Origin of the sequence: Sphingomonas pituitosa NBRC 102491 (genome assembly GCF_001598435.1) — a bacterium.
GTDB lineage: Bacteria > Pseudomonadota > Alphaproteobacteria > Sphingomonadales > Sphingomonadaceae > Sphingomonas > Sphingomonas pituitosa.
Map to the genome: position 1 here is coordinate 390,969 of NZ_BCYY01000001.1, position 26,016 is coordinate 416,984.

General features: G+C 67.0%; 22 protein-coding genes and 1 tRNA gene. 13 read left to right on the forward strand and 10 right to left on the reverse strand.

What is annotated here, in order from left to right; genetic code table 11:
* From mtaB to SPI01S_RS01780, 4 genes are read left to right on the forward strand one after another with little or no spacing between them, the layout of a single operon-like run.
* Nucleotides 1–1,227, forward strand: coding sequence for a tRNA (N(6)-L-threonylcarbamoyladenosine(37)-C(2))-methylthiotransferase MtaB (gene mtaB / locus SPI01S_RS01765; RefSeq protein ID WP_066717137.1), 1,227 nt, complete (start codon nucleotides 1–3; stop codon nucleotides 1,225–1,227).
* Nucleotides 1,224–2,159 (forward strand): signal recognition particle-docking protein FtsY, encoded by a 936-nt coding sequence (gene ftsY / locus SPI01S_RS01770; protein WP_066717140.1) that lies wholly within the window; start codon nucleotides 1,224–1,226, stop codon nucleotides 2,157–2,159. Before mtaB ends, ftsY begins: the two co-directional genes overlap by 4 nt.
* Nucleotides 2,152–2,775 (forward strand): septation protein A, encoded by a 624-nt coding sequence (locus tag SPI01S_RS01775; protein WP_084253205.1) that lies wholly within the window; start codon nucleotides 2,152–2,154, stop codon nucleotides 2,773–2,775. The genes ftsY and SPI01S_RS01775 overlap by 8 nt, the downstream gene beginning before the upstream one ends.
* 7 nt (nucleotides 2,776–2,782) lie before the next feature.
* Nucleotides 2,783–4,540, forward strand: a complete 1,758-nt coding sequence (locus SPI01S_RS01780) for a chloride channel protein (RefSeq protein ID WP_066717142.1) — start codon at nucleotides 2,783–2,785, stop codon at nucleotides 4,538–4,540.
* A gap of 40 nt (nucleotides 4,541–4,580) precedes the next feature.
* Here SPI01S_RS01780 and SPI01S_RS01785 read toward each other — a convergent pair whose 3' ends face one another.
* From SPI01S_RS01785 to SPI01S_RS01800, 4 genes are all read right to left on the reverse strand, one after another.
* Nucleotides 4,581–5,204, reverse strand: coding sequence for a superoxide dismutase (locus tag SPI01S_RS01785; RefSeq protein ID WP_066717145.1), 624 nt, complete (start codon nucleotides 5,202–5,204; stop codon nucleotides 4,581–4,583).
* 102 nt (nucleotides 5,205–5,306) lie between these two features.
* A complete protein-coding gene (locus tag SPI01S_RS01790; RefSeq protein ID WP_245653434.1) occupies nucleotides 5,307–6,662 on the reverse strand; it encodes a family 43 glycosylhydrolase in 1,356 nt (451 codons plus the stop codon).
* Nucleotides 6,659–8,197 (reverse strand): alpha-N-arabinofuranosidase, encoded by a 1,539-nt coding sequence (locus tag SPI01S_RS01795; RefSeq protein WP_084253206.1) that lies wholly within the window; start codon nucleotides 8,195–8,197, stop codon nucleotides 6,659–6,661. The genes SPI01S_RS01790 and SPI01S_RS01795 overlap by 4 nt, the downstream gene beginning before the upstream one ends.
* Complete coding sequence (locus tag SPI01S_RS01800; protein ID WP_066717151.1) at nucleotides 8,197–11,448, reverse strand: glycoside hydrolase family 2 TIM barrel-domain containing protein; 3,252 nt, start codon at nucleotides 11,446–11,448, stop codon at nucleotides 8,197–8,199. The genes SPI01S_RS01795 and SPI01S_RS01800 overlap by 1 nt, the downstream gene beginning before the upstream one ends.
* A gap of 330 nt (nucleotides 11,449–11,778) precedes the next feature.
* On the opposite strand from SPI01S_RS01800, the gene SPI01S_RS01805 reads away from it, so the two are divergent.
* Both SPI01S_RS01805 and SPI01S_RS01810 read left to right on the forward strand, forming a co-directional pair.
* Entirely contained in the window at nucleotides 11,779–13,143 is a 1,365-nt protein-coding gene (locus tag SPI01S_RS01805) for a glycoside hydrolase family 27 protein (RefSeq protein WP_066717153.1), read from the forward strand.
* Nucleotides 13,140–14,624: a glycoside hydrolase gene (locus SPI01S_RS01810; RefSeq protein ID WP_066717157.1), complete on the forward strand. Its 1,485-nt coding sequence runs from the start codon at nucleotides 13,140–13,142 to the stop codon at nucleotides 14,622–14,624. The genes SPI01S_RS01805 and SPI01S_RS01810 overlap by 4 nt, the downstream gene beginning before the upstream one ends.
* A 103-nt stretch (nucleotides 14,625–14,727) precedes the next feature.
* Here the strand turns inward: SPI01S_RS01810 and tig are convergent, their stop codons facing one another.
* Together tig and SPI01S_RS01820 are read right to left on the reverse strand one after the other, a co-directional pair.
* Nucleotides 14,728–16,335 carry a trigger factor gene (gene tig, locus SPI01S_RS01815; RefSeq protein WP_066717160.1) on the reverse strand — a complete coding sequence of 536 codons (1,608 nt, stop codon included), beginning with the start codon at nucleotides 16,333–16,335 and terminating at the stop codon, nucleotides 14,728–14,730.
* A gap of 58 nt (nucleotides 16,336–16,393) precedes the next feature.
* Nucleotides 16,394–16,478, reverse strand: a tRNA-Leu gene (locus SPI01S_RS01820).
* 111 nt (nucleotides 16,479–16,589) lie between these two features.
* Here SPI01S_RS01820 and SPI01S_RS01825 point away from each other — a divergent pair.
* From SPI01S_RS01825 to SPI01S_RS01835, 3 genes are all read left to right on the forward strand, one after another.
* On the forward strand, nucleotides 16,590–16,772 hold the full coding sequence (locus SPI01S_RS01825; protein ID WP_066717164.1) for a hypothetical protein: 183 nt from the start codon (nucleotides 16,590–16,592) through the stop codon (nucleotides 16,770–16,772).
* Between the two features lie 16 nt (nucleotides 16,773–16,788).
* Nucleotides 16,789–16,977, forward strand: a complete 189-nt coding sequence (locus SPI01S_RS01830) for a hypothetical protein (RefSeq protein ID WP_066717167.1) — start codon at nucleotides 16,789–16,791, stop codon at nucleotides 16,975–16,977.
* A gap of 82 nt (nucleotides 16,978–17,059) precedes the next feature.
* Complete coding sequence (locus SPI01S_RS01835; RefSeq protein WP_066717170.1) at nucleotides 17,060–17,779, forward strand: Crp/Fnr family transcriptional regulator; 720 nt, start codon at nucleotides 17,060–17,062, stop codon at nucleotides 17,777–17,779.
* Between the two features lie 6 nt (nucleotides 17,780–17,785).
* Here SPI01S_RS01835 and SPI01S_RS01840 read toward each other — a convergent pair whose 3' ends face one another.
* Entirely contained in the window at nucleotides 17,786–18,403 is a 618-nt protein-coding gene (locus SPI01S_RS01840) for a peptidylprolyl isomerase (protein WP_169804444.1), read from the reverse strand.
* Between the two features lie 159 nt (nucleotides 18,404–18,562).
* On the opposite strand from SPI01S_RS01840, the gene SPI01S_RS01845 reads away from it, so the two are divergent.
* Nucleotides 18,563–19,198 (forward strand): hypothetical protein, encoded by a 636-nt coding sequence (locus SPI01S_RS01845; protein ID WP_066717179.1) that lies wholly within the window; start codon nucleotides 18,563–18,565, stop codon nucleotides 19,196–19,198.
* 50 nt (nucleotides 19,199–19,248) lie between these two features.
* The gene (locus tag SPI01S_RS01850) at nucleotides 19,249–19,905 is read left to right on the forward strand and encodes a hypothetical protein (RefSeq protein ID WP_157084515.1); all 657 of its coding nucleotides are present in this window, start codon (nucleotides 19,249–19,251) and stop codon (nucleotides 19,903–19,905) included.
* A gap of 44 nt (nucleotides 19,906–19,949) precedes the next feature.
* Here SPI01S_RS01850 and gatB read toward each other — a convergent pair whose 3' ends face one another.
* Entirely contained in the window at nucleotides 19,950–21,461 is a 1,512-nt protein-coding gene (gene gatB, locus SPI01S_RS01855; protein WP_066717185.1) for an Asp-tRNA(Asn)/Glu-tRNA(Gln) amidotransferase subunit GatB, read from the reverse strand.
* Between the two features lie 237 nt (nucleotides 21,462–21,698).
* Here gatB and SPI01S_RS01860 point away from each other — a divergent pair, with 237 nt between their 5' ends.
* Together SPI01S_RS01860 and SPI01S_RS01865 are read left to right on the forward strand one after the other, a co-directional pair.
* Nucleotides 21,699–22,658 (forward strand): glycosyltransferase family 2 protein, encoded by a 960-nt coding sequence (locus SPI01S_RS01860; RefSeq protein WP_066717191.1) that lies wholly within the window; start codon nucleotides 21,699–21,701, stop codon nucleotides 22,656–22,658.
* A 148-nt stretch (nucleotides 22,659–22,806) separates the two neighbouring features.
* Entirely contained in the window at nucleotides 22,807–24,120 is a 1,314-nt protein-coding gene (locus SPI01S_RS01865; RefSeq protein WP_066717193.1) for a hypothetical protein, read from the forward strand.
* A gap of 52 nt (nucleotides 24,121–24,172) precedes the next feature.
* Here the strand turns inward: SPI01S_RS01865 and gatA are convergent, their stop codons facing one another.
* On the reverse strand, nucleotides 24,173–25,654 hold the full coding sequence (gatA, locus tag SPI01S_RS01870; RefSeq protein ID WP_066717196.1) for an Asp-tRNA(Asn)/Glu-tRNA(Gln) amidotransferase subunit GatA: 1,482 nt from the start codon (nucleotides 25,652–25,654) through the stop codon (nucleotides 24,173–24,175).
* A complete protein-coding gene (gatC, locus tag SPI01S_RS01875) occupies nucleotides 25,651–25,938 on the reverse strand; it encodes an Asp-tRNA(Asn)/Glu-tRNA(Gln) amidotransferase subunit GatC (protein ID WP_066717199.1) in 288 nt (95 codons plus the stop codon). The genes gatA and gatC overlap by 4 nt, the downstream gene beginning before the upstream one ends.
* Nucleotides 25,939–26,016 lie beyond the last annotated feature (78 nt).

A 26,016-nucleotide genomic window follows, 5' to 3' on the forward strand; every position in this document is an offset into this window, starting at 1 on the left:
ATGTCCCTCTCCTCGCCCCTTATCCTTAACATGGGTTGCCGGCTGAACCTAGCCGAAGGCGAGTCGATCCGTGCGCTGCTCACCGGGCGGGATGCGATCGTGGTGAACAGCTGCGCGGTGACCAACGAGGCGGTGAAGCAGACCCGCCAGGCGATCCGCCGCGCCCGTCGCGAACGGCCCGAGGCGGAGCTGGTCGTCACCGGCTGCGCAGCACAGATCGATCCGCAAGCCTTCGCCGCCATGCCGGAGGTCGATCGCGTGATCGGCAATGCCGAGAAGCTGCTGCCCGAGGCCTGGGCCTCGGACGCCAGGGTGCAGGTGCAGGACATCCTGGCCGTGCGCGAAACCGCGCCGCACCTCGCCGCGAGCTTCTCCACCCACGCCCGCGCCTTTGTGGAGGTGCAGAATGGCTGCGACCATCGCTGCACCTTCTGCGCGATCCCCTTCGGTCGCGGCAACAGCCGCTCTGTGCCCGCCGGCGCGGTGATCGATCGGATCGCGATGCTGGCCGAGGCGCATGGCGAGGTGGTGCTGACCGGCGTCGACCTCACCAGCTATGGCCATGATCTGCCGGGGGCCCCGAAACTCGGGTCGCTGGTCGAGCGCGTCCTCCGCCACGTGCCGAAGCTCCAGCGGCTGCGGCTTTCCTCACTCGACGGGATCGAAGTCGACGACCGGCTGTTCGCGCTGCTAACCCAGGAGCCGCGCGTGATGCCGCACATCCATCTTTCGCTGCAGGCCGGCGACGACCTGATCCTCAAGCGGATGAAGCGCCGCCACAGCCGCGCGCAATCGGTGGCGCTGGCCGAGCGGCTCCGCGCCGCGCGGCCCGAAATCGCCATCGGCGCGGACCTGATCGCCGGCTTCCCGACCGAAGACGATACGATGTTCGAGAACACCCGTGCCCTCCTTGCCGATTGCGGCGTGGTGCATGCGCATATCTTCCCCTATAGCCCGCGCGCCGGCACGCCCGCCGCGCGCATGCCGCAGGTGGCGCCCGCCACCATCCGCGACCGCGCCGCCCGGCTGCGCGCGGCGGCAGCGGAACAGCGGGCGCGCTGGCTGGAAAGCCTGGTCGGCAGCCGCCAGCGGGTGCTGGTCGAGCGCCCGGGCGACCGCGGCCATGCCGAGAATTTCGCCGAGGTGCGGCTGACCGCATCTCAGCAGACTGGAGAAACGGTGAACGTGACGATTGCACGCGTCGAAGACGGAAAGCTGGTCGCATGAGCGCGCCGAGCTGGCACGAGAAGCTGCTCGGCGGCTTTCGCAAGACGTCGGATCGGCTGCTCGGCAACCTCGCCGGCCTGTCGCTCGCCCGGCTGGACGAGGCGACGCTGGACGAGATCGAGGAGGCGCTGATCGCCTCGGACCTCGGCCCGGCCACCGCCGCCAAGGTGCGCGCGCGGCTGGCCGAGGGGCAGTTCGAGCGGAACATGGAAGAACTCGGCATCCGCGTGATCGTCGCCGAGGAAGTCGCCAAGGTGCTCGAGCCGGTCGCCAGGCCGCTCGAGATCGAGGCGTTTCCGCGCCCGCAGGTGATCCTGGTCATCGGCGTCAACGGTTCGGGCAAGACCACCACGATCGCCAAGCTCGCCAAGCAGCTCGTCGACCAGGATTACAGCGTCATGGTCGCCGCCGGCGACACCTTCCGCGCCGCCGCGATCGGCCAGCTGCGCACCTGGGCCGAGCGGATCGGCGTGCCGATCGTCTCGGGCGCCGAAGGCGGCGACGCCGCCGGCATCGTGTTCGAGGCGGTGAAGCGCGCGACCGAGATCGGCACCGACGTGCTGATCGTCGACACCGCCGGCCGCCTGCAGAACAAGCGCGAGCTGATGGACGAGCTGGCCAAGGTCCGCCGCGTGCTCGGCCGCCTGAACCCGGCGTCGCCGCACGACGTGGTGCTGGTGCTCGATGCCACCACCGGCCAGAACGCGCTCAACCAGATCGAGGTGTTCAAGGAAGTGGCGGGCGTCACCGGCCTCGTCATGACCAAGCTCGACGGCACCGCGCGCGGCGGCGTGCTGGTCGCGGCGGCGGAGAAATACGGCCTGCCGATCCACGCGATCGGCGTTGGCGAGAAGGTGGACGACCTGCGCGGGTTCGACGCGCAGGAAGTGGCCCGCATCATCGCCGGCGTGGAGGAACTGACCCATGGCTGAAGCCGCCCCCCGCCCCAAGACCTCCGCCGGCCTGCGCATGGCGCTCGATTACGGCCCGCTGATCGTGTTCTTCGCGGTCAACAGCCTCGCGCCCGGCATCCAGCTCCAGCGCATCCTCACCGCCACACTCGCTTTCATGATCGCGATGGCGGTGGCGATCGCCGTTTCGTGGTGGAAGACCCGCCACGTCTCGCCCATGCTGTGGATCACCGGCGTGCTGGTGCTCGTGTTCGGCGGGCTGACCCTCTATTATCACGACCAGACCTTCATCCAGGTCAAGCCGACCATCGTCTATGCGATGTTCGCCGTGATCCTGGGCTACGGCCTCGCGACCAACAAGCCGCTCCTCCAGACGATGCTCGAATCCGCCTATCCGGGGCTCAGCGCCAAAGGCTGGCGGCTGCTGACGATCAACTGGACCGTCTTCTTCGTCGCGATGGCCGTGCTGAACGAAGTGATGCGCCACCTGCTCGATTGGGACCGCTGGATCTCGTTCAAGACGTGGGTGGTGATCCCGCTGACGCTGGTATTCGCCATCGCCAATATTCCGATGCTGCTGCGCCACGGCCTGCAGCTCGACAAGCCCGAGGATGCACCCGTACCGCCCGAGGGCTGACCGCGCGATGGGCCTGCCCCGCCATCCGGCCACGTTCCACGCGGTACGCGCCGCGAACGGATTGCGGCGGCAGATTCGCTCGAACACGCTGCTGTTCCTGCTGCTTGCCATCGGCGTGGGGGCCACGGCGAGCCTCGCGGCGATCGCCATCGGCCAGACCGCCCGGGGGATGCAGCGGGTGCTGTTCGGGCTGGCGATCGGCGAGCATCTCAGCGCCGCCAGCCATATCGCGCCGCTGCGGCTGCTGGCGCTTCCGGTCGGCGGCGCGCTTCTCGGCCTGACGCTCTGGCTGCTCCGGCGCCGCAAGACCATCGACGTGGTCGAGGCCAACGCCCTCCACGGCGGCCGCATCCCCGCACGCGATACCGCGACCGTGGTCGGACAGACGCTCCTCTCCAACGGCTTCGGCGCTTCGGTGGGGCTGGAGGCTGCCTATGCGCAGGCCGGCGGCGGGCTTGCCTCGCTGCTCGGACAACGGCTCAAGCTGCGCCGCGCCGACCTGCGCACGCTGATGGGCGCCGGGGCCGGCGCGGGCCTGGGGGCCGCGTTCGGCGCACCGCTCACCGGCGCCTTCTACGCGTTCGAGATCGTGCTGGGTGCCTACACCCCGGCGATCGTCGCCCCGGTGGTGCTCGCCTCGCTGACCGCCGCTACCATCGCCCGCACGCTGGGCATCCACCCCTATGTGATCAGCGCGGGTGCCGCGCATCCGATCGGGACGGCGGATTACCTCCTGTACGCGCTGCTCGGCATGCTCTGCGCCGGCTTCGGCATCGCGCTGATGCGGCTGGTGGCGCTGGTGGAAGCCGGGGTGCGCCGCAGCCCGATCAGCCAGGCCTGGGCGCCGCTGGTCGGCGGGGTGCTGATGATCCCGCTGGCCCTGCTTTCGCCGCAAGTGCTGTCGAGCGGGCACGGCGCGCTGGACATCAACCTCGCCGCGCAGGCCACGCTCGCCTCGCTGGGCGTCGCGATCCTGCTCAAGCTGCTCGGCTCGGCGGTGTCGCTCGGCTTCGGCTTTCGCGGCGGGCTGTTCTTCGCCTCGCTGTTCCTCGGCGCGCTGCTCGGCCGCTTCTACCAGCTCACGCTCGCCGAGATCCCCGGCCTCCACCCGCTGGCGGCAGACGACGCCGCGGTGGTCGGCATGGCGGCGCTGGCGGTGGCGGTGGTCGGCGGGCCGATGACCATGTCGTTGCTGGTGCTGGAAGTGACGCACGACTTCAGCATCACCGGCGTCACCATCGCCGCCACGCTGATCGCGAGCACGATCGTGCGCGAGCTATTCGGCTACAGTTTCTCCACTTGGCGGCTGCACCTGCGCGGAGAGACGCTGCGCAGCGGCCGCGATGTCGGCTGGGCTCGCGCGCTCACCGCCGCGCGGATGATGCGGCGCGACGTGGCGACGGCGTCTGCCGACACCGACATCGCCAGCTTCCGCGCCCGCTTTCCGCTGGGCTCGACCAAGCGCGTGGTGCTGCTGGACGGCAAGAATCAATATGCCGGGATCGCCGAGACCGCAGCGCTATGGAGCCCGTCGGCCGAACAGGCAGACCGCGTCGGCAGCCTGGCGAAGTTCGTGGATCGCGCGCTGTCGCCGGACATGACGATCGCGGAAGTGCTGGAAGCTTTCGACGCGAGCGTGGCGGACGATCTGGCGGTGCTCGCCCCCGACGGCGCGGTACTGGGGCTGATCACCGAGAGCCATGCCCGCAGACGCTATGCGGAAGAGCTGGAGAAGGCCCAGCGCGACCTGTACGGGGAAAGTTGATCCCTCCGCCCGGCAGTTCGGGCGGAGGGATCGACAGGGCTCAGCCCTGCTGGTCGGCGCGGGCAGCGCCTTCGCCGTCGAGGTTCTGGGCGACGAAGTCCCAGTTCACCAGCTTGGTCAGGATGGTGTCGACGAACGACGGACGCGCGTTGCGATAGTCGATGTAGTAAGCATGTTCCCACACGTCGATCGTGAACAACGGCTTCACGCCGTGCGCGACGGGCGAATCGCCGTCATGGAACGAGGTGACCTTCAGCGTGTCGCCGTCGAGCACCAGCCAGCCCCAGCCGCTGGCGAAGTGGCCCACGGACTCTGCCTTCAGTTTCTCGATCAGCGCGTCGTGGCTGCCGAAATCGCGGGTGATCATCTCGGCCAGCTTGCCGGTCGGCGCCGCATAGTTCGGCGTCAGGCACTGCCAGAAGAAGCTGTGGTTCCAGATCTGCGAGCTGTTGTTGAACAGGCCCTTGATCCCCTTGTCCTTGGCATAGGCGATCACCTCGGTGAGCTTCGCGCCCTGGAGCTCGGGGATGTCGGCGACCAGCTTGTTGCAGTTGTCGACATAGGCCTTGTGATGCTTGCCATGGTGGAAGTCGAAGGTCTCGGCCGACATGTGCGGCGCAAGCGCGTCCTTGGCGTACGGCAGTTCGGGAAGTTCGAAGGCCATGTCTTGCTCCTCTTGGGATTGGAAAGCTTGTCCGCCCGCCTAACGCATGGGAACGCGGCGCGCCGCAACATTTTTTGTTTCGCCCCTGATCGACAATCCCGATCAGAAGAGTTGCCACTCCCACACGCCTGCCCCGGCCGGCACGCGCAGCCGGAGATAGCGCGTCGAGACGTTCAGCGGGAGGACGATCGGCGAGCCACTGGCCCCCTTCCGCACAGCAGCGGGCCACCAGTGCAGGCCGTCGGACGAGGAATCGATCACAAGGTCATAGGCGCGGCTGGCATATTCCATGCGCAGCCGGACCTCGGACAGCCGACGGGTCTTGCCGAGATCGGCTACCAGCAACGGCTCGGCGCCGGGTGCGGGGCGCCATAGCGTCGCGTAATTGTCGTCCCCTGCCCGCCCGGCATCATGTGCTGCGTCCACCGCGTCACCGCGCAGCGTTACCGGAAGTCCGCGCGTACGGCGATTGGCGAACCCCGTCACGCCGCTGCCATGGCTTGGGGTGACCCGCGCGATGGTGCCGTCGTCGCGGATCGTCAACGGATCGACCGCGATCTGGCGGAGCGTGGCGTCGTCCCCTGCACGCGGCCAGGGCAGCGATTGGCGGTGGTAGAGGATGTAGGGCTGCTTGCCGACGCGGAAGATCGCGTGATGGCCGGGGCTGATCACGTCCCGCCCCCTGTCGGTGGACAGGATCGGGCTGTCCGGCCTCTCACGGAACGGACCGAACGGCGTGTCGCCGATGGCGTAGCGGACCTTGTACGTATCCTCCGTCGTCTTGCCGTCGCTATAGGTCAGCACATAATGGCTGCCCGCCTTCACCAGGAAGGGACCTTCGAAATAGTTCGCGGGGGTGACGTCTTTGGGTTCGCCGTCGAAGCTGACCATGTCCGGTTTCAGCTTCACGACGAAGCAGTGGCCGTTGGTCCAGTTGAGCCCCGAGCCCCAGTAGAGATAGGCGGTGCCGTCGTCGTCGACGAACGCCTCGGCGTCGATCATGTGATAGGCCGGTGCGAAGCTCTTGGCGATCAGCGGTTTGCCGCCGTTCGCGTCGGCCCAGGGCCCGGCCGGGCTCGGCGCGCTGCCCACCCACACTTCGGAGCCGACCGAGACATACATGTACCAGCGCCCGTTCGCCGCCTTCACCACCGAGGGGGCCCAGACCTTCGAGTCTCCCGACGTAGGGCTGGTTGCAGCGGCCTTGGTCGGCCAGGCCGGCGTCGAGAAGGTCCAGTCGCGGCCGTTGGAGGAGGTCCACAAGGCCAGCCGGTCGTCGCCCCATGGGTCGATCGTGGCGTAGAGGTACCATTTGCCGCCGTCGCGCACGATCGAGGGATCGGCGAAATAGCCGGGGAGCAGCGGATTGCCGTCCCCCGGCGTATCCCAGCGCGGAGCAGGGGCGTCTGCGGCGGCGAGCAAGCCCGCCGCCACCATCAGAAGAACCGCCTTGCTCACTTGATGTCGAGCATCACGATCGCCTTGGCCGGTACCTGCACCGTCAGCGTGCCGCCCGACAGGGTCGCGCCGGTGAACGCCGCCGGCCGGATCGCATCGGGCGCCTGGAAGTCGTTATGCGCGTCCACCGTGGCGCCGGTCAGGATCTTGCCCGTCACCTGCGCGCCGGTCACGCCGTCCAGCTTGACGGTGACGCTCGCCGGCTGGTTGGGATCGACGTTGACGAGGCCGACATGGACCACGCCGTCGCTGCCGCGTACCGCGCTGGCACTCACCGCGCGCATCGTCCACTGGTCCTTGTTGTACCAGCGGGACTGTACGTCGACCGGCAGCACCGTGCCGTCCATATAGTCCTTGTACAGGTCGAAGGCCCAATAGGTCGGCGTCTTCACCATCTTGGCACCGTCGGTCAGCAGCATCGCCTGCAGCACGTTGACCATCTGGGCGATGTTGGCGCCGCGCACGCGGTCGGCATGGGCCGCGAAGATGTTGAAGTTCAGCGCCGCCACCATCGCGTCGCGCAGGCTGTTCTGCTGGTAGAGGAAGCCCGGATTGGTGCCCGGCTCGACATCGTACCAGGTACCCCATTCGTCGACGAGCAGCGCGATCCGCTTCTTGGGATCATATTTGTCCATGATCTTGCCATGCTCGGTCAGCAGCTCTTCCATCTTGAGCGTCTTGGAGAGCGTACGCGCCCAGCTTTCCTCGTCAAAGCCGAGAGCCGGCCCCTTCTTCTCCCACGGTCCGGGCACGGTGTAGTAATGGACGCCGATGCCATCGATGGTGCTGCCCGCCTTGCGCATCATCACGTCCGTCCAGTTATAGTCGAACGAGTTGGCACCGCTGGCGATCTTCATCAGATTCTGCCCTTCCGGTACCTTGACGAAGGTGGCGTAGCGGCGGGTTACGTCGGCGGCATATTCCGGATGCATGTTGCCGCCGCAGCCCCACAGCTCGTTGCCGATGCCGAACATCGGCAGCTTCCACGGCTTGTCGCGGCCATTGGCGCGGCGCTGGTTGGCGATCGTCGAGTTGGTCGGCGAGGTCATGTACTCGACCCACTCGGCCATCTCGCTGGGCGCCGCGGAGCCGACATTGCCGGAGACATAGGCTTCGGCGCCCACCACTTCGGTAAAGTCCATGAACTCGTTAGTGCCGACGGCATTGTCCTCGGTCACGCCGCCCCAGTTGGTGTTCACCTTCACCAGCCGCTTGGACTTCGGCCCAATGCCTTCCCGCCAGTGATATTCGTCGGCGAAGCAACCGCCCGGCCAGCGGATCACCGGCACCTTGATTGCCTTCAACGCGTCGATCACGTCGCGGCGGAAGCCCTTCACGTTCGGGATCTTGCTGTCGGCGCCGACATAGAGGCCGCCATAGATGCCCGTGCCGAGATGCTCGGCGAACTGGCCGAACAGGCGCTTGTCATATTTCGCGCCGGGCTTGTCGCCGTGCACGGTCACGGAATCGCCGCTGGTCTGCGCGAGCGCAGGCATGGCAGCGATGAGCGCGATCGCGCTGATAAGGCTTCGCATCATTCTTTCTCCGTCGCGCGCGCCGGGCGCGCCTTGGCTGGGGTAGTGCCCTGGCCCGTGAAGGGCGTGAGGCGGAAATGGATCGAGGTGGGCACCAGCTGGGTGCGGTACTTCTGGAGCGGCTTGCCGAATTCGCTCCACTGGGTGTCGCCGCCGACGCCCCATTGCGCGGCGTCGATCAACAGCGTGCCTTGGGCCTTGGGCACCACATCGGTGCTCTTCCAGCTGCCGGGCACGTGCCGGTCGAGATCGGCATAGGGGAAGGCGAGCGCGTTCATCATCAGCGGCGCGTCGCCTGCCACGCGCAGGCCCGATCCTGCGCCAACCAGCTCCATCCAGCGGACATCAACCTTGTTGCCGGTCTCCTGCGGGCGGATGTAATCATGGTTCTGCTCGGCGATCGCGCCGCGCCACAGGCCGATCGGCGCCGAGGTCTTGCGATCGACATAGCTTTCGTGCGGACCGCGGCCATACCATTCGACCGTCTTGAAGCTGCCCGGCGTGGTGAAGGCGAGGCCGATGCGGAACGGCGGCGGCAGCTGCTTGGAGACCGGCTCGAACTTGCCATCGACCACAACCGAACCGTCGCTGGCCATCCGGTACACGCTGGTGAAGCGCACCGCCCCCGCGCCCATGGTGTAGGCGACGCGTATCTCGGCGCCGTCCGCGCCCAGATCCTGCACCTGCACCGCGTCGATGGTGCGGGTCTCGCTCATCTGCTTCCAGGCGGCGAGCTGCTTGGCCGTGCCGATGCCGATGTCGTTGTCGGTCACCGCCCGCCAGAAATGCGGCGCGCCGCCGCTGAGCAGCGTCTTGCCCTTTGCCGCATAGCGATCGACCAGCCCGGTCGCGCGGTTCACCACCAGCGTCGCCCCACCGGCCGAGAGGGTGATCGTCCCCTGCCCGTCCTGCGCCGTCACCCGCCCCTTGGGCACCGCGACCTCGGCGGTGCGATAGGCGGGATCGAGCGCGAACTGCTCCCAGCCGATCACCGTGCCGCCCGGCACCAGCGGCACTGCATCGGCCTTGGCCCGCGCGCGGATCGTGACGAAATACTCGGCGCCCGGCTTGCGCGTGAGGCCGGCGAGCGGCAGCACGATCGTGCCCGCGCCGTGCGCCGCCACATCCGGCGTCGCCAGCGTGCCGTTGGCCACCGCAACGCCGTTCTCCTGCACCTCCCAATCGAAGGTGAAGCCCGACAAGTCGCGGAAATCATGCCGGTTGCGCACCGTCACCGTACCGCCCGCCGCATCGAACCCGTCGAACTGGACCGGCGCATAGACCTTGCGGAGCTCATACAGCTGCGGGTTCGGCGTGCGATCGGCCTGGAGCAGCCCGTCGCCGAACTCGATGTCGCCGCCGGGGTTCGGACCGTACTCGCCGCCGTCGCCCCAGTAGCGCTTGCCGTCCTTGGCATAGCGGTACATCGACTGGTCGACCCAGTCCCACGCGAAGCCGCCCTGCAGCTTGTTCGGATGGGCGTAGATCGTGTCCCAATATTCCTTCAGATTGCCACCCGAATTGCCCATCATATGGGCATATTCGCACTGGATCACCGGCTGCTTGAAGTTCCAGTTGGTGGCGTAATCTTCCAGCTTCACCGCCGGATCGTACATCGGCGCGTAGATGTCGGCGTAATAGTTGGGCCGGTGGTCCTGGATACCGTCCCACGTACCCCAGCCGAGATAGGAGACCAGCCGGCCCGGATCGACCGCCTTTGCCGCTGCGGCCGCGGCCTCGAAGTTCGGGCCGATCCCCGCCTCGTTGCCCAGCGACCAGAAGATCACCGAGGCGTGATTCTTGTCGCGCTGTACCATGTTGACCACGCGGGAGACGTGCGCGTCCTTCCACGCAGGGTCGAAGCCGACCTGCAGTTCGGCCCGCCGCTCGCCATGCTTGTTGGCGTAATCCATGTAGGCGTGGCTCTCGATATTGGCCTCGTCCATCACATAGAGGCCGTAGCGATCCGCCAGCTCGTAGAGATAGGGGTCGTTCGGATAGTGCGAGGTGCGGATCGCGTTGACGTTCGCCCGCTTCATCAGCTGGATGTCGTGCTCCATCGACGCGCGGCTGACGACGTGGAACGTCTCCGGATCATGTTCGTGGCGGTTGACGCCGCGGATCGTGATCGGCTTGCCGTTGACGCTGACCAGGCCGTTCCGGATCTCCACCGTGCGGAATCCGATGCGCTGCGGCGTGGCCTGCACCACCTTGCCCTCGGTATCGACCAGCTCGACGAGCAATGTGTAGAGGTTGGGCGTCTCGGCGGTCCACGGCCGCACGCCAGGCACGTCGGCGGCGAGCGTCAGCTTCTGCGCCGGGCCGGCGGCGACCGGCGTCTCGCGCACCAGCACGGCCTTGTCGCCATCGAGCAGCGTCATCCGCGCGGTGAGCGGCGAAGTGCGATCGGTAAGCGTCAGTTCGGTCGAAAGCCTGCCGTCGCGGTAGGCGGCATCGAGCCCGGCATGGACGAACAGGTCGGCCACGCGCGCCTTCGGCACCGCCGCCAGATAAACGGAGCGCTCGATCCCCGAGACGCGCCAGAAATCCTGGTCCTCGAGGTACGATCCGTCCGACCAGCGATGGATCTGGATCGCGATGGTGTTGCGGCCGGCATGGACCAGCTTCGTCACGTCGAATTCGGACGGGAGCTTCGAATCCTCCGAATAGCCCGCTTCGACGCCGTTCACCCACACGCGGTACGCCGAGCCCGCCGCGCCGATATGCAGGATCACGTCCTGGCCCGACCAGGTCGCCGGCAGCTGCACGTCGCGGCGGTAGGAGCCGACCGGGTTGGTGCCATGCGGAATCAGCGGGCGATTGGCCGGGAACGGATAGGTAATGTTGTTGTAGCGCGCCTGGTCAAACCCTTCGGTCTGCCAGTCGGCGGGCACCTTGATGCGCTTCCACTGGGCGACATCGTACTCCGGCTTCTCGAACCCGTCCGGCACCGCGTCCGACGAGGGCGAGAAGTGGAACAGCCACTGGCCGTCGAGCAGCAGGTAGCGGTTGGACCTGGCGGGATCGCCGGCCAGCGCGGCGGCGCGGCTCTCATAGGCGAAGTGGGTGGCGTTGGCGGGCATCTTGCCGCGCGCGAACACCGCCGGGTTCTCCCAATCGGGGCGGCGCGGATCGACCTGCACCGGCTGGACCTGCGGCGCATCGCCGATCTTCGGCCCGTCCTGCGCCAGTCCCATGCCGTAAGTAAGCGCCAGCGTCGCGCCGGCAGCCAGCAAGCGGACCTTGCTCACGCGACACGCCTCACGGCGGCGGCTTGCAACTCGCCACTCGAAAGCGCACGATTGCACAATAGTTGCGGAACGCGCGTCGCCTGCATTTCCCCTCCCCCTTTGGGCGCTGCAATTTTGTCAGACAAACATACTGGTCGAAGGCGTGGAGGCAAGCCGCTTCCGCTCGCGGGGCAATGTAATTTTTTGTGACTGGACGCGGATCGTCTGCATTAGGTTGGCGAGGCCCGATGCCGCCTTCGCCCCACCTCCGGATCGCGCGCAGCACGCTACGGCATCATTGACCCCTCCGCTCCCCGTTTCTAGTCTGACAATATTCGAGGGGAGAGTGAGATGCCTGATTTCCGAAACGACAGCGCGGGGATCGGCCGACGCGCGTTGCTGCAGGGCGCCGCGGTACTTGGCGGCGTTGCCGCAACCGCTGGGCGCGCGACGGCACGACCTGCCTCGCTCGCGCCCACGCCGCCGATGGGCTGGAACAGCTGGAACAGTTTCGCCACGACGATCACCGAGGCGCAGGCGCTGGAGACCGCGGCGATCCAGGCGCGCGAGCTGCTGCCGTTCGGCTACGACATCTTCACCATCGACATCCAGTGGTATGAGCCGGAAGCGGCCAGTTACACCTACAACGCAAAGCCGGTGCCGACGCTGGACGGCCATGGGCGCCTGCTTCCTGCGCCCAACCGTTTCCCCTCGGCAGCGAACGGCAAGGGCTTCGCGCCGATCGCTGCCAAGGTCCACGCGCTCGGCATGAAATTTGGCGTGCACCTGATGCGCGGCATCCCACGGCTGGCGGTGGAGCGTAACCTGCCGGTGCTGGGCGCGAACGGCATCGGCGCGGCCGATATCGCCGACACCTCGAGCATTTGCCCGTGGAACCCCGACATGTACGGCGTCGACATGCGCAAGCCGGGTGCGCAGGCCTATTATGACAGCGTGTTCGCGGTGCTCGCCTCCTGGGGCGTCGACTTCGTCAAGATGGACGACATGAGCCGCCCCTATGACGCCCATGCGCCCGAGATCGAAGCCGCGGCAAAGGCGATCAAGGCGAGCGGTCGGCCGATCCTGCTCAGCCTTTCGCCGGGTGAAACCCCCGTTCCACGGGCCGAGCACGTCGCGCGGCATGCTCAGATGTGGCGCATCTCCGACGACTTCTGGGACGACTGGAAGATGCTGGAGGCGCAGTTCACCCGGCTGGAGAATTGGAGCCCCCATGCGCGCCCTGGCGCCTGGCCCGACGCGGACATGCTGCCGCTGGGCCGCCTCGCGCTCGGCCAGCGCGACACCAAGTTCACACCCGACGAACAGCGCATGCTGATGTCGCTCTGGTCGATCGCGCGCTCGCCGCTGATCATGGGCGGCGACCTGCGCCACCTGGATGCGCCCACCCGCGCGCTGCTCACCAACCGCGAGGTGCTCGCAGTCAACCAGGCGAGCAGCGAAAACCGACCCTGGTTCGTCGCCGACGATCGCCGCGTCTGGACCGCGCGCGCTGCCACGGGCGGACATTATGTCGCGCTGTTCAATACCGGCGACAAGCCGGGCGAGGCGGCATTCGACCTAGGGCTGCTGGGCGCCAAGGGCGCGGTGCAGGTGCGCAACCTGTGGGAGGCAAAGGACGAGGGCCCCGGTCCGGTCCGCCTCGCCCGCACACTGCCGCCGCACGGCGCCGGGCTGTACCGGGTGACGGCGGCATGATCCGCGCGCTCGGCCTGTCGCTGCTGCTCGCAGCCTCCCCCGCTGCGCTCGCCCAGACCAGCGCACGCCCGCCCGTTACCGAGCCGGCGGTCACGCTCACGCTGCGGCCGGATCTCCAGCGGCCCGGCCAGCCCTTTGAAGGCTGGGGCACCGCGCTCGCCTGGTTCGCGCACGTCACCGGCGGCTATCCTGATCCGGTGCGCGAGAAGCTCGCCGACCTTTTCTATGGACCGGATGGGCTCGGCTGGACGATCGCGCGCTACAATATCGGCGGCGGCGATGCGCCCGAGACCAAGCCCTATCTCCGCCCCGGCGCCGACGTGCCCGGCTTCTGGCGCCGCCCGGCGGGCGCTGCCGGCACGGACTGGTGGAACCCCGCCGATCCGGCGATGTGGGACTGGTCCGCCGATGCTAGCCAACGCTGGTGGCTGGATGCGATTCGGCACCGCGTGAAAGCGCCGATCTTCGAGGCCTTCTCCAACTCGCCGCCCTGGTTCATGACCGTCAGCGGGCGCGTGTCGGGCGCCGAAAAGGGCACCGACGACAATCTCCGCCCGGGCCAGGAGGCGCGCTTCGCGGAATATCTGGCGACAGTGGTGGAGCGGCTGCAAAAGGCACATGGCATTGCCTTCCGCACGCTCTCCCCGGTCAACGAGCCGAACACCCCTTATTGGTTTGCCGCCAACACCCAGGAGGGTGCGCACTGGAGCCCGGCACGACAGGCGATGATGATCGACGCCGCCGATCGCGCGCTCAAGACGCATGGGCTGAAGACCGTGATCGCTGCGCCGGACGAGACCAATTCCCACCTCTTCGTGCGCGACTGGCAAGGCTACCCGGCGGCGACACGCGCGCGAATCGGCCAGCTGAACGTCCACAGCTACGGCACGGTGCACCAGACGGCGGTGCGCGACATCGCACGGGCGCACGGCATCCGCCTGTGGATGAGCGAGAACGACACGCCGCTCGACAAGGACCCTGAGGATTTTAACGGCATCGCCACCCCGCTGACCTTTGCCGAGCATGTCGTCCACGATCTCAAGCAGCTGGAGCCGGTCGCCTGGGTGTTCTGGCAGGCCGTGGAGCGACGGGGCGACGGCAGCGGGGACGGCACCGGCGGCGGCAGCAACTGGGGGCTGGTGAAGATGGCCTACACGCCTGCCACGGCGGCCGAGCATCCGATCCACGTCACCCGCAAATACTGGGCGATGGCGCAGTTCAGCCGCTTTATCCGGCCGGGCTATCGGCTGGTACCGGTGGACGATGCCGATACCGTCGGTGCGGTATCGCAAGACGGCAAACGGCTGGTGCTGGTCCATGTCAACGCCGGCGTGGTGCCGCGACGGCTGATGATCGGTGTGGCCGGCGCGAAGGTGGTGGAGCGGGTCGTCACCGATGCGACGCGAAACGCGGCCGCGGTAGCCGCGCAGGCGCTCGCCGAACCCGAGGCGATCACCACGCTGATAGTGGCGCTGCGCTGACGGTTCGGGTGCGGCCTTCGACTCAAGCGAGCGCTCCCCTCCCGCCTGCGAAAAGGGGATAGATAGCAAAAGGGCCGGAACTTTCGTTCCGGCCCTTCTCAAATCACTCCGCGTCGGTCTTCTTCTTGGCCGCTGCCTTTTTCGGCTTCGGCGCGGCTTCCTCGCCTTCGCCTTCAGCCTTCGCGGCCTTCTTGGTCGCCTTCTTCACCGGCTCGGCATCGCCCTCGGCGGCCGGAGCCTCCTCAGCCTTGGCCTTCTTAGCAGCCGGCTTCTTGGCGGGCTTCTCTTCACCGGCCTCGTCCGAAGCGTCGGCCTTCTTGCCGGCCTTCTTCTTCGGCTTGTGGTTGTCGTGGTCGTGGACGTGGGTGCCCGACGAGAAGCCGTCTTCGCTCTCGATCGCGGCTTCCAGCTCTTCCTTGGTCACTTCGCGATCGGTGATCTCGGCCTTGTCGAACAGGAAGTCGACGACCTTGTCCTCGAACAGCGGCGCGCGCAGCTGGGCAGCCGCCATCGGCTCCTGCTGGACATACTGGATGAAGCGCTGGCGATCCTGCGGGCCGTACTGCTGCGCGGCCTGCGCGATCAGGCGGTTCATTTCCTGCGCGGTCACTTCGACGCCGTTGGCGGTGCCGATCTCGCTTAGCAACAGGCCCAGGCGCACGCGGCGCTCGGCGATCGCACGATATTCGTCGCGCTCGCCTTCGAGCTCGGCGAGGGCCGCAGCCGGATCTTCCTCATGCTCGGTCTCGTGGACGAGCTGGTGCCAGATCTGGTCGAACTCGGCTTCCACCATCGACGGCGGGACCGGGAAGTCGTGGCCGGCGGCGAGCTGGTCGAGCAGCTTGCGCTTCATGTGGGTGCGGGTCAGGCCGTTGAGCTGCTGCTCGATCTGGCCCTTCAGCAGGCCGGTCAGCTGCTCCAGGTCCTGGAGGCCGAACGCCTTCGCCATGTCGTCGTCGATCACGGTCTCGCCGGCGGTCTGCACCGCGGTCACCTTGACGTCGAAGGTCGCGGCCTTGCCGGCCAGGTCCTTGGCGCCGTAATCGTCCGGGAAGGTGACGTTGAGCTGCTTCTCGTCGCCGACCTTCACGCCTTCGAGCTGCTCCTCGAAGCCCGGGATCAGGCGGCCCGAGCCGAGCTCGACAGCCATGCCCTCGCCGGTGCCGCCATCAAAGGCGACGCCGTCGACCTTGCCGACGAAGTCCATCACCACCTGGTCACCCGTGGTGGCGGCATGGCCCTCGGCCGCGTCGTCCCAGCGCTTCTGCTGGTCGGCGAGCTGCTTGAGCTGCTCCTGGACCTCATCGTCCTGCACCGGCACCGTCAGGCGCTCCAGCTTCAGGCCGTCGATCGACGGAGTCGGCACGTCCGGGAGCACTTCCAGCTCGACCTTCACTTCGGCGTCGCCGCCGGGGGCGTATTCGCCCTCGAGGCTGACCGAGGGCTGCATCGCGGGACGCAGCTTGTGGTCGGCGATCAGCTTCTGGATGCCTTCCTGGATCGAGCTGTTCAGTGCGTCCTGGGTCAGCGCCTCGCCGTGCATCTTGCGGACGAGGTTGATCGGCACCTTGCCGGGGCGGAAGCCGGGCATGCGAATCTGCGGAGCGACCCGCTTGACCTCGGCATCGACCTTCGAATCGATGTCCTGGGCGGTGATCTTCAGCGTGAAGGCGCGCTTCAGGCCCTCGTTCAACGTCTCGACAGTCTGCATTCTCACGCCTTCTAATAGAATCGGAATTGCGGTGTACCACACATCAGTCGCGAAGGACTGGTGCGGGCGAAGGGAGTCGAACCCCCACATCTTTCGATACTGGAACCTAAATCCAGCGCGTCTACCAGTTCCGCCACGCCCGCAGGGGACACCGCCGGTCGGCGGGCTCTATAGCAGTCATGGGGTTCGGGGCAAGCACGAAGCAACGATTGGGCGCCGCAAGGCGTTGGGGCTGAAACGAACAGGAGATCCCCATGCCGGTAGAGCCCCCCATCCAGCCGACAACGCCGCCGTCCGAAGTGCCGGCGCCCGATCCCGGCCAGCCCGGCGGCCCGCCGCCGGAGATCGAGCCGCCCGGCCCCGACATCGACGTCCCCGCGCCCGAGACCACGCCGAGCATCGATCCCGGCATCACCCCCGGCCAGCCCGTCGCCTGAACCTGGAGAAGACACCATGCCCGATATCACGAACGACCGCGAGGATCCCCGCTCCGACCTTCAGCAGGCGGTGGAAGCCCGCTCGGATGCCGCCGATGCCGCCGCCAAGGAAGGTACACCGCTCAAGCGCGCGGTGCCGCTGGGCGCCGGTGGCGAGAACGGCGCCGACGGGGTCGTGAAGAACCAGGACCTCAACCAACAATAGCCCCCACCCCGAACCTGCGACGGCGGCTACCGCATTTTTACCCTGGTGGCGCCGCCGCCATCCGCTGGAGCCATAACCCGCAATGATCGAACGTCACCTGCTGAAACTCCGGCTCCGCGACACGATCGACGCAGCGGAAGAGGCTGCGCTGCGCGAGACGATCGTGGATACGGTGAGCCATCCTGCCGGCCGCACGATCGTCCGCGCCGGCGAGGAACTCAACTATTCCACCTTGCTGCTCGACGGGCTGATCGGACGCTACAAGGATCTCAAGAACGGCCAGCGCCAGATCACCCATGTCCATGTCGCGGGGGATTTCGCCGATCTGCACGGCTTCACCCTGAAACGGCTCGACCATTCGCTGCTGGCGCTGACGCCCTGCACGATCGCGCGCGCCGCACATACGCGACTGCGCGAGATTACGGAGAAACATGCCCATCTCACCCGGGTGATGTGGTTCTCCACCAATGTCGACGCGGCGATCCACCGCGAATGGGAAGTGTCGCTCGGCCGCCGCTCGGCAATCCAGCGCGCCGCCCACCTGTTTTGCGAGCTGCATGTCCGGCTCGGCACCGTCGGCCTGGCGGACGCAGAGGGCTACAAGCTAGCGATCAGCCAGGCCGAGCTGGCCGAGTGCCTCGGGCTCACCCCGGTGCATGTGAACCGGGTTCTCCGCGAGCTTCGGGAACGCACGCTGGTGGAGTTCCGGAACGGCAGGGTGTCGTTCCAGGATCTCAGCGGCCTCAAGCGACTCGCCGAATTCGATCCCGGCTACCTCTATCTGGACCCGCATCCGCTCTGACCCGCCCTAGGATGCGATCCGGCGGGCCGAGACGATCTTCACCGGCGCTTCGGGCACCTCGCCCTTGAAGCTTCCCATCAGCGTCTTTGTCGGCGAGGTCGGCGCATCGAAGATCTTGAGCAGCGCGTCCTGTCCCTCGATCACCCGGCCGAACGCGGCATAGCCCAGATTGTCTCCCGGCTTGCTCATATCCGCATCGAAGGACGGCTGGTCGCCGATCATGATCGTGAATTCGCCGCGAGCGGTCCCCGGCGCGAGGCGCGGCAGCGACAGCGTTCCGTCCAGATGCTTGATGCCCGTCTCGCTCGTCGGTTCGTGCTTGATTGCGGGGAACATCTTGGTCTGGGCATTCTGCACGCCGAACTGGACGAATCCGAAATGCTCCGCAGGCTTCACGGTGCGGTAGAACACGACCCCGTCCAGCCGCCGCGCGTCGACATAGCGCAGGAAATTGCGCGCGGAGACCGGCGCCTTGTCGAGATACACCTCCACCACCATCCGGCCGGCGCTGGTCTCGATCGCCACCCGGGGATTGGCTGCGGGAGCGGCCGGTGTGGACCCGGTCTGCGCCGCAGCAGGCAACGCCAGCGCGACCGCCATCATCCAAGCCAGCATTCTCGACATCATCGCTTGTCTCCGCTTCTTCGGTGGGAAGATGCGAAGCTGCGCCCTCCTTGGCAAGCGAGCATTGCTCGCTCGTCTTTCAGAAGGTTGTTTCGCATCGGCAATCATCCTATGCTCCTCACAGCGGACGGAGACCGCGTGGAGAGGGGGAATTCTTACGTGATCGGATCGCATTCCTTGCGTCTGGCGGCTGCCGGAGCGCTGGTCTTTTCGGTGCAGGCACATGCGCAGACGGACGCGGCATGCGAACTCCATGTCTGGCCGGCAACGATGCCGATGAACCTCTATCTCGGTTTCGGGCACGGCGGCATCATCGACGGGAGCACCAAGGGTCGCGAGGGCTATCCCGCCGCACCGGACAATCCGCTGTCCGCCGAGCGCCAGGCGCAGCTGCTGTCCGAGGCGGGTCTACCCGATCTGCTGAAGCTGCCCGGCTATCGCGTCACCCTGCACCCCCAGCCGCTCGATAGCCGGACCATCCGCACCACGCGCGGTCGCATCGCGGAGAGCACTGCCCCCTGCTATGCCGAGCTGATCGTCGACGATCTGATCCTGAACCAGAACACGATCAGCGGCAGCAACGGCCTGCGCGGGTCGTTCCGCTTCCGCACCTTCGGTACCGCACCGGAGCCGAGCCGCGCATTCGGCACCTGGACGCTCGTCAAGCTCACGGCCTTTCCGCCCAAGCCGGGGGATGCCCCCGACAAGGGTGTCGCCGAGCTCGTCCAGGCCTTTCGCACCAGCCTTGTCCAGTTCGCCGAGGCCGTGAACAAGCCGCCGCGAACGAAGCGCTGAGCGCCCGGCGGCAACCGTATTTCAACGCGTACCAACAGGGGAACACAAGCATGTCGAAAAAGGGAATGCTGGCCGCCGCCGTGGCAGCCAGCCTGTGGATCGGTGCGGGCACCGCAGCAGCACAGACGGCGCCGTGCGAACTGCACGTCTGGCCCGCGGAACGGATGGTCTCGATGACCAGCGGACTTCTGGGCGGCGGCCTGCTCGATGCGGCGCTTCACGGCAAGAAGGATGCCCGTAACAAGGCGCAGCTGGCGAGCGCGCTCGACAGCCCGACCCAGCTGGACTCGCTGCAGTCGCTGGACCTGAAGGCGCTGCTGTCGCTGCCCGCCGACACGCAGATCGTTCGCCATGAGCAGCCGCTCGAGCGCCACAGCATGAACAAGGTGAAGACGCGCCGCTCGGATTCGAAGGCTGCGTGCTATTCGGAACTGATCGTCGCCGACGTGTTCTACCAGAAGGCCGCGATCTACGGCCGTTCGCTCAAGACGCTGTTCATGGTCCGCGACTTCGGCAACGACGACAAGATAGACTTCGAATACAAGGCCTGGGGCGGCAACGGCCTGAAGCTGTTCCCGCCGAAGGAAGGCGAGGACGCAATCGCCGCGCTCGATGAGCTGGGCGTCGTGTTCAAGAAGAATTTCGAGGAATTCGCCAACAACGAACGCAAGGCGGTTGCCGCCCGCCGCAAGGTCGCTGCGAAGTAAGTCGGACGGGTTCCCGGCGACAACGCCGCCGGGAACCCCTTCTCTCAGCTCAACGCCTTCTTCAGCAGCTCGTTGACGACCGCCGGGTTGGCCTTGCCAGCCATCGCCTTCATCGTCTGGCCAACGAAGAAGCCGAACAGCGCCTCCTTGCCGGCGCGATACTGCTCGAGCTGGTTCGGGTTCTTGGCCAGGATATCGGCGATCACCGCCTCGATCGCGCCGGTGTCGCTGGTCTGCTTCATGCCCCGCTCTTCGACGATCTTGCCCGGCGCATCGCCGGTCTCGAGCATGATCTCGAACACCTGCTTGCCCAGCGTGTTGGAGATCGTCCCGTCGGCGACCAGCGCGAGCAGCTCGGCGCCCGCCTCGGGGCTGACCGGGCTCTCGTCGATGCCCTTGCCCAGGCGGTTGAGCGCCCCGTACAGGTCCGAGAGCAGCCAGTTGGCCGCGGCGCGCGCGACTTCCTGCTCGCCCTTCTTCTGGATCCGCGCGCTTTCGGCGAGCAGCGCCTCGAACCAGCGCGCCGTCTCCGCCTCGGCGGTCAGCACCGCGGCGTTATAGGCGGACAGGCCCAGCGACTGTTCGTAGCGCAGACGCTTGGCGTCCGGCAGCTCGGGCAGGCTCTGGCGGCATTCCTCGAGGAAGGCGTCGTCCAGCTCCAGCGGCAGCAGGTCGGGATCGGGAAAATAGCGATAGTCCTGCGCATCTTCCTTCGAGCGCATCGACCGGGTCTCGCCCTTGTCCGGATCGAACAGGCGGGTTTCCTGGACGATGCGGCCGCCGCTCTCCAGCACCTCGACCTGGCGCCGCGCCTCATATTCGATCGCCTGCATCACGAAGCGAACCGAGTTGACGTTCTTGGTCTCGGTGCGCGTGCCCAGCGGATCGCCGGGCTTGCGGACGCTGACGTTGACGTCGGCGCGCATCGACCCCTGGTCCATGTTGCCGTCGCAGCTGCCGACATAGCGCAGGATCGAGCGCAGCTTGGCCAGATACGCCCCGGCTTCCGCCGGCGAGGCCATGTCGGGCTTGGACACGATCTCCATCAGCGCCACGCCGGCGCGGTTGAGATCGACATAGGAGCGCGTCGGATGCTGGTCGTGCATCAGCTTGCCGGCATCCTGCTCGACATGGATGCGCTCGACGCCGATCGCCTTCACCTCGGCCTCGGGATCCTTCTCGTCGAGGCTGATCGTGATCTGCCCCTCGCCCACCAGCGGATGGTAGAGCTGGCTGATCTGGTAGCCCTGGGGGTTGTCGGCATAGAAATAGTTCTTGCGATCGAACCGCGACCATTTGTTGATCACCGCACCGATCGCCATGCCGCTGCGCACCGCCTGGCGGATGCATTCGCCGTTCAGCACCGGCAGCATGCCCGGCATCGCCGCGTCGACCAGGCTCACCTGGCTGTTCGGCTCGGCCCCGAACGCCGTCGCCGCGCCGGAGAACAGCTTGGCCTGCGACGTGATCTGCGCATGGACCTCGAGGCCGATCACGACCTCCCATTCGCCGGTGTCGCCCTGGATTCGGTAGCTCGATGCAGTCTTGGTCGCCATGTGCTCTTCACAAGGTAATGGGAATATGCGTGGCCCTGCCTATCGCGCGTCACGGCGTTCAGGTCCAGCGGGCAATTGAAACCGCCATGCCGCGACCCCGTCGCGCTCCCGCGGCGCCTTGAATCCGCGTCGATCTGGGCCGAGGCGCCGTCCGTTCCGCATTGCACAACGATGCCCAATCCACTACCCAACCGGGCAACATTGGACCTTTGCACGCGAATATTGGGGGGTAGCATCATGTCGCCGCAAGACACCACAGGCACCGGGCGCTTCGCCGGGCTGAAAATCGCCGTGCTGCTTCCTTGTTACAATGAAGAAGTCGCTATCGGCAGGACTGTCGCAGCCTTCAAGGCGGCGCTTCCGGAAGCAACTGTCTATGTGTACGACAACAACAGCCGCGACCGGACTTGCGAAGTTGCGGCCGAGGCAGGTGCCATCGTCCGCTCGGAGCGAATGCAAGGCAAGGGCAACGTCGTCCGCCGCATGTTCGCCGATGTAGAGGCGGACGTGTATGTCCTCTCCGACGGCGACCTGACCTATGACGCCGACGCCGCACCGGAGCTGGTCGATCGCCTGATCGACGAGCAGCTCGACATGGTCGTCGGCGCGCGCAAATCGGAGATCGAACTCGCCTATCGCCGCGGCCACCGCTTCGGGAACGCGATGCTGACCGGCATGCTGGCCCAGCTGTTCGGCCGCAGCTTCACCGACATCCTGTCGGGCTATCGCGTCTTTTCGCGCCGCTTCGTTAAGAGCTTCCCGGTGCTGTCGGCGGGCTTCGAGATCGAGACCGAGATCAGCATCCATGCGCTCGAACTGCGCATGCCGGTATCCGAGATCGTAACCAACTATGCCGCGCGTCCGGAGGGTTCGACCTCCAAGCTCTCCACCTACCGCGATGGCTGGCGCATCCTGCGGACGATCGTGAACCTGTTCCGCATCGAGCGCCCGGTGCTGTTTTTCGGCATTCTCGGCGGCATCGCGCTGCTGCTCGCGATCATCCTGGCGATCCCGCTGGCGATCACCTACGCGCAGACCGGCCTCGTGCCGCGCTTCCCAACCGCCGTGCTCGTCACCGGCCTATCGATCGTCGGCCTGCTGAACATCTTCACCGGCCTGATCCTCGACACCGTGGTGCGCGGCCGGCGCGAAATCCGGCGGCTCGCCTATCTCGGCGTGCCGGCGCCGCGCGCCTGACGGATCGGATCTTCCCCGCCGCGCCGCGCCGATCACAAACCGGAGCGGGTCGCGGCGGCGGGTTTCGACGTTAAGCGCCGCGGGCGACGGACTTCGCCGACAAGCGCGCACCGTCTGAACGAAGGGGATCTACAAGGGGGATGACGTCGTGAATCTCAAGGCATTGTCGGAACACCGCTACGCCCGCTTCCTGCCGGCGGCGATCTTGGCGCTCGGATTCTTCATCCGCCTCTTGAGGCCGCTGACGAAGGGTGTGCAATATGCGATGGGCGAAGCGCCGAACGCAGCCCTGTCCTGGGCACGCGACGGCACCATCGCCGACGTGTTCGCGCGCGGCAGTGGTCTCACGACGCATATCAACCCCATATTGCCGATGTTCGCCGGCACCATCTATCGGCTGTTCGGCGTCCGCAGCGCGCCGTCCGAATGGATCCTCGCCCTCATCGCGATCAGCATTGCCATCGGCACCGCTGCGCTCTTCTACCGCGCGGCCGCGTTATCCGGCATTCCGCGGCCGCCGCGCCTGGCCGGATTAGCCATCTTCGCGTTGATCCCGATTTATCCCGATCTGGAAACCACCGTCTTCCGTATCTGGGAGGGCGGGCTGGCGATGCTGCTCGGTACCGTCGTGTTGCTGCTCACGCTGCGCGCCGATGCCGGAGGCCAGCTGACGTACCGTAGCACCTTCTTCCTCGGTCTCACGGGCGCGTTGCTGTTCTTCATCAATCCGGCGCTGGGCCTGGCGGGATATGCGATGATCGGGCTGCTGCTGCTGCGCAAGGCGCCGCTGCGGAGCTGGATCGCCCATGGTGCACTGCTCGCCGCGCTGCTCGTCGCGGTACTCGCGCCGTGGACGATCCGAAACTATGAAGTGTTCGGTCGCTTTCTACCGCTGCGCGGCAATTTCGGCCTCGAACTGGCGATCGGCAACCATCCGGCGGCGCTGGGCTCTCAGGATCGCGAGATCTTCACGAGCCGCCTGCGCACCATCCACCCGCTCGAAAGCCAGGCGGCGTTCGACCGGATGCAGGCAATGGGCGGCGAGCTCGTCTATGCCAACGCGATGGGCGATGCGGCAAAGGCTTGGATCCGCGCGCATCCCGGCGACTTCGCGCGTCTCTGCGTCAAGCACGCCTTCCAATATTATTTCCCGCCCCGCTGGCAGTGGGCAATTTACACCGAGAAGGTCGAGCGCAGCGTCCCCGTCCGCCAGGCACTGCTCTGGACGTTCACCGCGCTCGGCCTCGTTGGCGCGTTCGCCGCCCTGTTCACCTGGCGCACGCGACTGATCTACCTGGCGGCGATGGCGGTGGTGCCAGTGCTGCCGTACATCGTCACCCAGCCGGTGCCGCGCTATCGCTATATCGTGATGCTGCCGCTGCTCTTCCTGGGCATGGACATGGCGTACAAGCTGTACCGCAAGCTGCGGCCGGCGCCCGCCGAGACCGTCACGGTCGGCTGACGCAAAAAAAGGCGGGGCGACGGCTGCGCCGTCGCCCCGCCCTCCCTGTTTCTTACCACCAGGCCTTGGGACGCGCGGTGAAGCCCGCGCGCTGCTCGATCGCCAGGCCGGCGTTGAGCACGCCCTGCTCGTCGAACGGCTTGCCGATGATCTGCAGACCCAGCGGCAGACCCGAGGCGTCGAGCCCGCCCGGCACGCTCATCGCCGGCACCCCGGCCAGGCTCGCCGGCACGGTGAACACGTCGTTGAGGTACATCGCCAGCGGATCGACCTTCTCGCCCAGCCCGAACGCCGCGCTCGGCGCGGTCGGGGTGAGCAGCAGGTCGCACTGGCTCCAGGCATTGTCGAAGTCGCGCGCGATCAGCGTGCGCACCTTCTGCGCCTGGGTGTAATAGGCGTCGTAGAAGCCTGCCGAGAGCACATAGGTGCCGATGAGGATGCGGCGCTTCACCTCGTCGCCGAAGCCGGCGGCGCGGGTGGCGGCGTACATGTCCTGCAGGTTCTGGCCCTCGGCCAGTTCGCGCAGGCCGTAGCGCACGCCGTCATAACGGGCGAGGTTCGACGAAGCCTCGGCCGGCGCGATGATGTAATAGGCCGGTAGCGCATATTTGGTGTGCGGCAGGCTGACCTCGACGATCTCGGCGCCCGCGTCCTTCAGCCAGTCGATGCCCTGCTGCCACAGCGCCTCGATCTCGGCCGGCGTGCCGTCCATCCGGTATTCGGCCGGGATGCCGACGCGCTTGCCGCGCAGATCGGCGGAGAGACCCGCCTCCCACTGCGGTACGGGCATGTCGAGCGATGTCGAATCCTTCGGATCGAACCCGGTCATCGCCTCGAGCAGGATCGCGCAGTCGCGCACGTCGCGCGCCATCGGCCCCGCCTGATCGAGCGAGGAGGCGAACGCCACCACGCCCCAGCGCGAGCAGCGGCCATAGGTCGGCTTGATGCCCGAAATGCCGGTGAACGCCGCCGGCTGGCGGATCGAGCCGCCGGTGTCGGTGCCGGTCGCCGCCGGGCACAGCCGCGCGGCGATCGCCGCCGAGCTGCCGCCCGAGGAGCCGCCGGGCGCGAGCGGCGTGGTGTCGCCCTCGCCCCGCCGCCACGGCGAGATCACGTTGCCGAAATAGCTGGTCTCGTTCGACGAGCCCATCGCGAACTGGTCGAGGTTGAGCTTGCCGAGCATGCCGGCGCCGGCTTCCCACAGCTTGTGCGAGACGGTCGATTCATAGACCGGCGTGAAGCCTTCGAGGATGTGGCTGGCGGCGGTGGTCTGCACGCCCTTGGTGGCGAACAGGTCCTTCATGCCGATCGGCACGCCGGCCAGCGGCTTGAGCGTCTCGCCCGCGGCGCGCGCCTTGTCGGCGGCGTCGGCGGCAGCGAGCGCGTGCTCGGGAGTCTTGACGATAAAGGCGTTGAGCGCGTCGGCGCCGGCCACGGCGGTGTTGAACGCCTCGGCGACCTCGCGCGCGGAAAACTCGCCGTCGCGCACGCCGTTGCGGATGGCGGCGACGCCCAGATCGGTCAGCGTGCTCATTCCACCACCTTCGGAACCGTAAAGAAGCCGTGGTCGCCCTGCGGCGCGTTCGCCAGCACCGCGTCGCGCTGCTGGCCATCCGTGATCACGTCCGCCCGGAGGCGCAGCGTGTTGGGCATCACGGCGGTCATCGGCGCGACATCCTTGGTGTCGACTTCGCCGAGCTGCTCGATCCAGCCCAGGATGTTGTTGAGTTCGGGCGCGAGGCGCTCGGCGTCGGCGTCACTGATCGCGATACGCGCCAGGTTCGCCACTTTCTTCACGGTTGCGGTGTCTACGGACATGACTTGCGCCTATCAGCCGAGCCGCGCCCCTTCAAGCGCCCCGATCACGCTTCGGCACTTGCGGTCGCATCCTTCGCA